Below are 7,913 nucleotides of genomic sequence, written 5' to 3' on the forward strand. Positions count from 1 at the left end.
CCTTTTTCTGTTCACGCACGAAGTCGGCTTACATTATCACGGCTTTGTAATCTGTTCATTAACGGTAATGGCTTCCCAAGTGCGAAACCCTGCCCGAAATCCACATTCAATGCTTTAAGCGCCTTGCAGGTAGCGTCGTCGGTAACAAATTCGGCGATAGTTTGCTTGCCCATACTCTGCGCGATGGCATTGATGGCTTTTACTGTTTCATGATCAATACTGTCGCTCGCCATGTTTTTCACAAACGAACCGTCTATTTTGACGAAATCCACATCCAGATTTTTCAGATAAGTGAACGAAGACATGCCCGCACCAAAATCATCCAAAGCAAACAGGCAGCCTTTTTCTCGCAAGGTATGAATAAAGTGTTTCGCTGCACTGATATTGGTTACTGCCGCGGTTTCGGTTATTTCAAAACAAATCTTATGCGCAGGCACTTTCGACGTCATCACTCGCTTGACGATATGGTCGAGTTTTGCCGGGTCGCCCAACGTTAAACCAGACAAGTTTATGGCGACCTTACCAAGATGTTCCAAATGGTCAGGATAAGCTTCGAGCGTGGTCAGCGTCTGGTCGACAACCCAGCCGTCTATTAAATTCATCAAGCCGTGACGCTCTGCTAACGGAATGAACAGCCCAGGACTGATTAATCCGCCCTGTCCATCGGGTAAACGCAGCAAAATCTCATAGTGTTGCAGGTCAGCCTCAACCGAGGTCATTGGCACAATTGACTGACTATAGAGCTCAAATTTATGTTCCCGCAGCGCCCTGTGGACAATTTGCAAGACGTTACTTTCACTGTGCGCATCCGGCAAATTATTCAGCGAATCCACCACGATATAACGATTCCGCCCTTGATATTTAGCCTGATAGCAAGCGTTGTCAGCCGCTTTAATTAGTTCAGCAGCGGAGCCACTTTCCTGGTCGATAGCAATCACGCCAATACTGGCGCCAACATAGAAAAGACGATCTTCGTGAATGAATCGGTAACTCGCTATGGCCTCTAAGATGATATCCAGCTTTGCCGTTGCCTGAGTGATTGTCTGGCCAGCAAAAATAATACAGAACTCATCACCACCAATTCGCGCCAGCAAATCAGTAGGTTCAAGGTGAGACGCAAAAAGCTCGGCCACTTCCTTGAGCAATTTGTCACCCGCCGGATGCCCGCAACTGTCGTTTACCAGTTTAAAGCGGTCCATATCGATAAAACACATTACGCCGGTCTTCTCGCCTTGCTTGACCTGCTCAAGTAACGTTTTTAGTTCGCTGTCGAAAGCGTAGCGGTTTAACAGACCCGTAAGCTGATCGTGACTGGCCTGCCAACTGACTTCTTTCTGTAACACCTGCTCAGTAGTGACATCGCGAAAGGTCATTGCCAACGTTTTGTCCGCCTTAACCATTTGCACTTTCAAGGATTCAGAAGGTACCGACGCACATTCAACCTTAAGGAAGCCTTCAAATGGCTCGCCAGTAAATACCACCTTTCGCCCGGCCTCGGTGAGCGATTCATGACCCAACAAACGCATGTGTTCATGAAGCGTAGCAGATACGGCCTCATCCTGAAGATAGGGAAACATTGTAAAGCTCATGCGATTGGCTTCGAGGAGCACGAACTCGCCATTGCGCAACTGATAAATTAACAGCGCATCCAGCGCCGCATCACTGGCTGTACGGTAAAGTTGCTGACTTTGCGTTAAATTCATCGCGCCTTTGAGTTGCTTATGGAAGGTCCAACTCACTAGCAACGACATCAATACTCCAACAACGCCAATTAAAAACCCGGGGTTAAATGTTGCGGGACGACTCTGAATACGTAAAGACCACTGACGGCCAAGAAACTGAATATCTGAGATAGATATTACAGAGCCATCTTCCACAAAATCCCCTGCTTCCAGTACATGACTGTTTTTATCCAGCAACATGAAATTAAACTGAGGGCCGACGAGTTCCCCCATGATCACATTTAACGTTTCGCTGATATCGAAGGTAGCCACAACGAAACCCAGTTCGGGTTGCTGACTACTGATGGCCCTGCCGTATATCAAAAAGTAATGGCCGGTTTTGTCAGAGCGACGCAGTACACTTTGAAATTGTTCTGAAGGGCTAAGCGAAGGTAGCCCAGCCCGGATTGGAATGCCGCCATGATTTGCCAGTTGCGACACACTTTGCGCATGATTTCTTGGCAGCGAAATCCAGCGCACAACACCATTTTTATCGACCAGAGACAAAGACGTGTAACCATGCTGAATGTTCATCAGCGATACAGCCTGCACATTAAACCAATCAATTTCATTTGGGGAGAATGCCGGCCAGGCCTGCATTAGGTTGATCATGGCCTGTCGGCGCTCGGTGGAAAACAGCTCCAGACTATTCACCACCTGCTTAGCCAGGGAACTCGCTTTGGATACACGAGACGTGCGATCGTCATTCACCAGATACACACCTGCAGAAATGAACAACATACTGAGCAGCAGAAATAAAATTACCGGAAGTAAGTAAACCCTGCTTTGTTTTTGTTGTTGCATGACATGACGGCTCGACGATGTAAGTGCTTGCTAAAATACGTCAGAAGTATGAATTTTTTATTAATTCACAGCCCTGGCGGAAAAAGTGATAACGTATATCGCAACAACGCTACCTACTTCGGAGAATTTTGTGTCAGCAATTCAACTACCTGAATTTAGTGATGTTCAGGCTGCATCAGCGCGAATAAAAGGCAAGGTGCTTCGCACGCCACTTTTGGAATCTTCACTGTTGAACCGCTGGTTGGGCCAGCGCATTTTATTCAAAGTTGAATGTCTGCAAACCACGGGCGCCTTTAAACTGCGCGGCGCGATGAATTTTCTAAGCAAGTTGGCCGAACAAGGCGCATTGCCCGAAAAAATCGTAGCCAACAGTTCAGGCAATCATGCTCAGGCGGTGGCATTTGCAGCGTCGCAATTCGGTATACCGGCGTGTATTTATTCAACCGAGAACATCTCTGCTGTAAAAGCCGCGGCGACCAAAAGTTATGGGGCAGAGCTAAAGCTGTTTCCCACCCGCCCGCAGGCTGATGCGGCTGTGGCAGAGGCGGCAAAAGAAGCGGGGACAATTTGGATCCCGCCCTTCGATCATCCAGATATTATCGCTGGGCAAGGTACCGCTTGTATGGAAGCCATTGAGGATGCAGGAAAGGTCGATGCTGTTTTTGCGCCGTGCGGTGGTGGCGGCCTGATATCGGGAACGTTACTTGCCACCCGTGGACTCGCGCCAAACGCAAAAGTGATAGGTGCAGAACCGCAAGCAGCTAACGACGCCTCCCGTTCATTGCAAAGTGGCATAATTGAATCGCTTCCCGGCCCGGCAAACACGCTGGCAGATGGTGCAGCAACGCCCTCTGTCGGTTTGCACACATTCCCCTTGCTGCAGCAATTAGACGATTTCTACGAAGTGGATGAAGTTCAAATTGCTTACTGGACGCAATGGCTCCAGCATCTGCTCAAAATCCATGTGGAGCCCACCAGCGCCCTTTCCATGTCTGCAGTGGTATCGTGGTCGCTAGAAGTGCCGCCGGGTCAAACTGCGGTTGTTATTCTTACTGGCGGAAACATTAGTCAACAAAGCATGCATAAAATCTGGAGCACGGATTATTTGCTTCAGCCCCCTAACCTCACAGAACAAGAACAGGAACAATAATGAAAAATAAAAATACCTGGCGGATAAGTGTGTTGTCGCTGCTGTTTTCAGCATCCACAGCACTGGCCGATACCACACTGGTAAAAAACGTGTCGGGCTACACCCTTGATGATAGTGGTAAGCTAATATCGTTTTCCTCAATTCTTATTGAGGATGGCAAGGTTAAAACCCTTGATCCAACGAGCATGCGCGCTGATGCGGTAGTCGATGGCGATGGTAATGTAATGTTGCCCGGCTTGATAGATGCCCATGGGCACTTGCTGGGCCTCGGCAGCAGTTTGTTAGAAGTGGATGTACGAGATAGTCGAAGTGCTGCAGATGCTGCCAAGAAAGCCGCAGCCTATGCCTTTGCCCATCAGAAGCAAGCGTGGATCTTCGGCAGCGGCTGGAACCAGGAAGTCTGGCCGGATCGCAGCTTCCCTACCGCAGCGATTTTGGATGCTGAAATCAGCAACCGTCCCGTATGGCTGACCCGGGTAGATGCGCATGCAGGATGGGCTAACACCAAAGCACTGGAATTAGCAGGCATTACCAAAGATACGCCCGATCCAGTGGGCGGAAAAATCGTCCGCGATAGCGATGGCAACCCTTCCGGGGTACTCATTGACAACGCCATCGGATTAATGGAAAAGGTGATGCCCAAGGCAGGAGCGGCGTTATACCAGCAGCAACTTGATGCGACAGGACAACACTTATTGTCTGTGGGGGTAACGGCTATGCACGATGCTGGTGTGCCCCATTCCGTGTATGATTTCTACCTCGCTCGGGCTGCAGAGCAGACACTACCGGTGCGCATTTATGCCATGATCAGCGCCACCGACGACGACCTTGATAGCATGTTAGATAACGGACCGGTTCGCAGTGCTGACGACTTCCTCTTCATTCGTAGCGTAAAAGCGTACGGCGACGGCGCACTGGGCAGTCGCGGCGCCGCATTATTAGCACCTTATAGCGATGACCCACACCAATCCGGTTTGTTGCTCACTCAGCCTGAAGAAATGGCGCCTCTTTTCTCAAAAGTACTCGGCGCGGGGTTTCAGCTTAACTTTCATGCCATCGGCGATCGTGCTAACAGGATGGCGCTAGACCAGTTTGAAACCACAATGAAGAAATTCCCGAACCGTGATTTCAGAAACCGTATCGAACATGCACAGGTTATTCACCCTGACGACCTCTCTCGCTTTGCTGAACTTAATGTACTGCCTTCTATGCAGCCGACTCACGCGACCAGCGATAAAAACATGGCTGAAGACCGTTTAGGTAAAGATCGCATGGAAGGTGCCTATGCATGGAAAACGCTGCTCAATTCAGGCATTCCTATTCCGCTGGGCTCAGACTTCCCGGTAGAACTGGCAAACCCATTCTACGGTTTGCATGCAGCGGTTACCCGACAAGATCGCAACAATCAGCCGGTTGCAGGCTGGTATGCCCATGAAGCCATGACAGTTGAACAGGCTTTCCGGGGCTTCACGCTGGATGCCGCTTATGCCGCACACATGGAAGACACTCTTGGCTCATTAACGCCGGGGAAATGGGCGGATTTCATTCTTGTCGATCAGGATATTTTTGATATTCCAGCACAAGATATCTGGAAAACCCAGGTACTGGAAACCTGGAGTGCAGGTATTCAGGTGTTTAAAGAAAAGAACCCGAGATTACCTGAATAAACAAAGTGGGTTCAGTGTTGTATTTTGAACACTGAACCCACTGTTCAAACTACAAAGATGGCAGTAGCGGAGACAATACATACGCTACGATATTGCGGTATTTTCCTGCCGACACGAATTGCGCTTCATCAGCATCAAGCCCCACTCGCCGTGAAACCACTTCACCATTGCGAAGAATATAATTCACTTTTAGGGTAACCGCTGAGCCTGTAGCCCGGGTAGTACCAGGTATTACCGATTGTTTTTGTTCTGTATTTTCCCACACTGCAAGACCATTAACCCGCTCAATATTTTCTCTGTAAGGATGAATAAAAGCCACGCCCTGAACGTCAGGGTCTGATTCAAACAGGTCAGAGGCAGTTTTTTTAATGGCGTAATTCAACACCCCAGTATCAAGCATTCCAGTCGCAGAACTATACAATCCACCTTGTGAACCAGCAGCATTATAAAGGTGCTGCTGGGTCTCTGCCTGGTGGTTTTGTAATTGCTTCTTAGCCAGAAATTCAGCGGAATCAGCAATGAACTGCCGGGTATAAGGTGAGAACGCGTCAGTAAACGCGGGCGGCAGCATAACAAAGTGCACCCCGTCAGGTTGGCTTTCATCAACGGGCAGTTCGATTGCCGGAGACGTTATCCTGGGATCAAAGAATATTGGCTCCAGCGTATTACATCCGGTTATCCCCAGCAGAAGCATGCCGGCAATGATTAGGTTTTTCATTACTTCTTGCGCTGCTTAATATTAGCGAGATGCGTGAACGCGAGATCCAGTGCGTTCGCCAATTGAGCTTCATCATCAAAGAGGTATTCGGCCGTTTTCATTTTGGCGTTGCCGTCATCATCAAAGCGGGCCAGCAACTCAATACCACCGCCGACAAAAGACAGATCTTTATACTCGGTGTCTTTAAAACTCAGGTAAATGTAAGCACCTGGGAGGTGCCCGGTTTTCTCAACGAAGAAAGATCCGAGCACATCACCGGCATCGACTCCATCCTCCAGAAAGTCCTCTGATTGTCCATACCAGTCTGCGGTGTAGCCCAGCAGGAAGTTATTTGAGAAGTGAGCCTGCGTAATATCAATACCGGCAAACAGAAAGATATCAACATTGAGTTTTTCCTTCGTTTCTTTCAATGCCTGATTATACAACTGGTCATACAGTGCTTCATTTAACTGTCCCGTATTTGAATTATAAAGGTCAGGGGTTTCTTTCTTCAGTTCTTTCAGGCGTGTATAAAAACTGCTGGCGTCCACGGTTTTAAAGCCCGCCTTTTCCAGTTCTGTTTCAATGCGTGGCTTATAAAATTGTTTTAGTTTTGGGGCAAAGTACTCAAGGCCTTCAGGCACATCAAAACTTACCAGACCAACCGTCTGATAATTAGTAACAAGACTTTTAGTGTTCAGGTAATCGGGGGTAGATTTACAGCCGGAAACGGCAAATAGCACAAGAATAAAAACCAGTAGTTTGTTCATGCAATACATCCATGTGAAGGAGATTTCGTACTACGTCCGGCACTTTGCACTGAAATGTTATGTTCTCAGCGACTATGCTGAACAGCGAAAATTGAGATTATCAACTCAAAACTCTTTTTACAATTGCTTTACAACGGTAAAAAGATGATTTCCATCCCCACTATGCAATGGTATTTACTGACATCTACAATGTTGCGATAAGTTATTTATTATTAACATCGAGTAGGGTGAGGCATCACCGCCTCATCCCTCTCACAGAACCGTACGTACGGGCCTCGTATACGGCTCCTGTACAGTTTATCCAGCGTAATTGCTGGGCACATTTCCCGTTCTAACGTCTTCCAGATTCACCAGTCCAAGTTCGTTAAACCAGCTGTTTGGCATCGCGTAGCTTGCCAGTGGGCTTCTTGCGCTGCGCCAACTCGTCATGCTCATGGACGCGAACTTGCCTTTGTAGCCCCGCTGTCGTAGCCAGCGATGCAGGCGGCTCGCCTTTTTCCATAACTTCAGTTGAACACTGCGCAGTCTGCGTCTCAGCCAACTCGCGATTTGCTTGAATGCCCTGCTGGCATTGGCAATCCTGAAGTACTGGCTGAACCCTCTTAGCAGTGGATTCAGTCTGTTGATGACATGTGACAACGGTTTTCCCCCGTTGCGTTTTGTCATCTCCTTTAGCTTCATTTTGAACAATGCCAGTTTCTTCGCTTGGATTCGGGTATATTTCGTCCCGATTTCCACACCAAGGAACCTGACACCCGCATCACTGTGTGTGATGTGGGTTTTCTCTGTGTTCACGGTCAGCTTCAGTTTACCTTCAAGGATTTGGGTCGCTTGTCGTTGCGCATTCTCTGCCGCTGAACGACTGCGACACAAGATAAGAATATCATCAGCGTAGCGCACTATGCGGTGGCCACGTTGCATCATCTCCTTATCAAACGCATCCAGATAGATGTTCGCTATCAAGGGGCTGATTACCCCACCTTGCGGACTCCCTGTGTCTGTCTGCTGCCAATGGCCTTCAACCATCACCCCACTTGTTAAGAACTGGCTGATTAAGCGCAGCACGCTACCATCACGCACCCGCCGTTTAATGCTTTCTATGAT

Annotated in this window: 6 protein-coding genes; 2 read left to right on the forward strand and 4 right to left on the reverse strand. The window is 48.5% G+C overall.

All coding sequences use genetic code 11. The annotated features are described in order from the left end of the window. Positions 1-11: 11 nt before the first annotated feature. Positions 12-2,525 carry a putative bifunctional diguanylate cyclase/phosphodiesterase gene (locus BFC18_RS20715; protein ID WP_070127667.1) on the reverse strand — a complete coding sequence of 838 codons (2,514 nt, stop codon included), beginning with the start codon at positions 2,523-2,525 and terminating at the stop codon, positions 12-14. A gap of 139 nt (positions 2,526-2,664) precedes the next feature. Here BFC18_RS20715 and BFC18_RS20720 point away from each other — a divergent pair, with 139 nt between their 5' ends. Together BFC18_RS20720 and BFC18_RS20725 are read left to right on the forward strand one after the other, a co-directional pair. Next, the gene (locus BFC18_RS20720) at positions 2,665-3,675 is read left to right on the forward strand and encodes a serine/threonine dehydratase (protein ID WP_083273228.1); all 1,011 of its coding nucleotides are present in this window, start codon (positions 2,665-2,667) and stop codon (positions 3,673-3,675) included. Next, positions 3,675-5,342 carry an amidohydrolase gene (locus tag BFC18_RS20725; protein ID WP_070127669.1) on the forward strand — a complete coding sequence of 556 codons (1,668 nt, stop codon included), beginning with the start codon at positions 3,675-3,677 and terminating at the stop codon, positions 5,340-5,342. Before BFC18_RS20720 ends, BFC18_RS20725 begins: the two co-directional genes overlap by 1 nt. Positions 5,343-5,391: 49 nt before the next feature. Here BFC18_RS20725 and BFC18_RS20730 read toward each other — a convergent pair whose 3' ends face one another. The 3 genes from BFC18_RS20730 to BFC18_RS20740 all read right to left on the reverse strand — a co-directional run. Then, a complete protein-coding gene (locus tag BFC18_RS20730; RefSeq protein ID WP_070127670.1) occupies positions 5,392-6,060 on the reverse strand; it encodes a hypothetical protein in 669 nt (222 codons plus the stop codon). Continuing rightward, positions 6,060-6,809, reverse strand: a complete 750-nt coding sequence (locus tag BFC18_RS20735) for a hypothetical protein (RefSeq protein ID WP_083273227.1) — start codon at positions 6,807-6,809, stop codon at positions 6,060-6,062. Before BFC18_RS20735 ends, BFC18_RS20730 begins: the two co-directional genes overlap by 1 nt. A 297-nt stretch (positions 6,810-7,106) precedes the next feature. Beyond that, positions 7,107-7,913, reverse strand: an 807-nt coding sequence (locus BFC18_RS20740) for a reverse transcriptase domain-containing protein (protein WP_245680317.1), incomplete at its 5' end; no start/stop codon positions are given.

It is taken from the genome of Alteromonas confluentis, from assembly GCF_001757105.1.
GTDB lineage: Bacteria > Pseudomonadota > Gammaproteobacteria > Enterobacterales > Alteromonadaceae > Alteromonas > Alteromonas confluentis.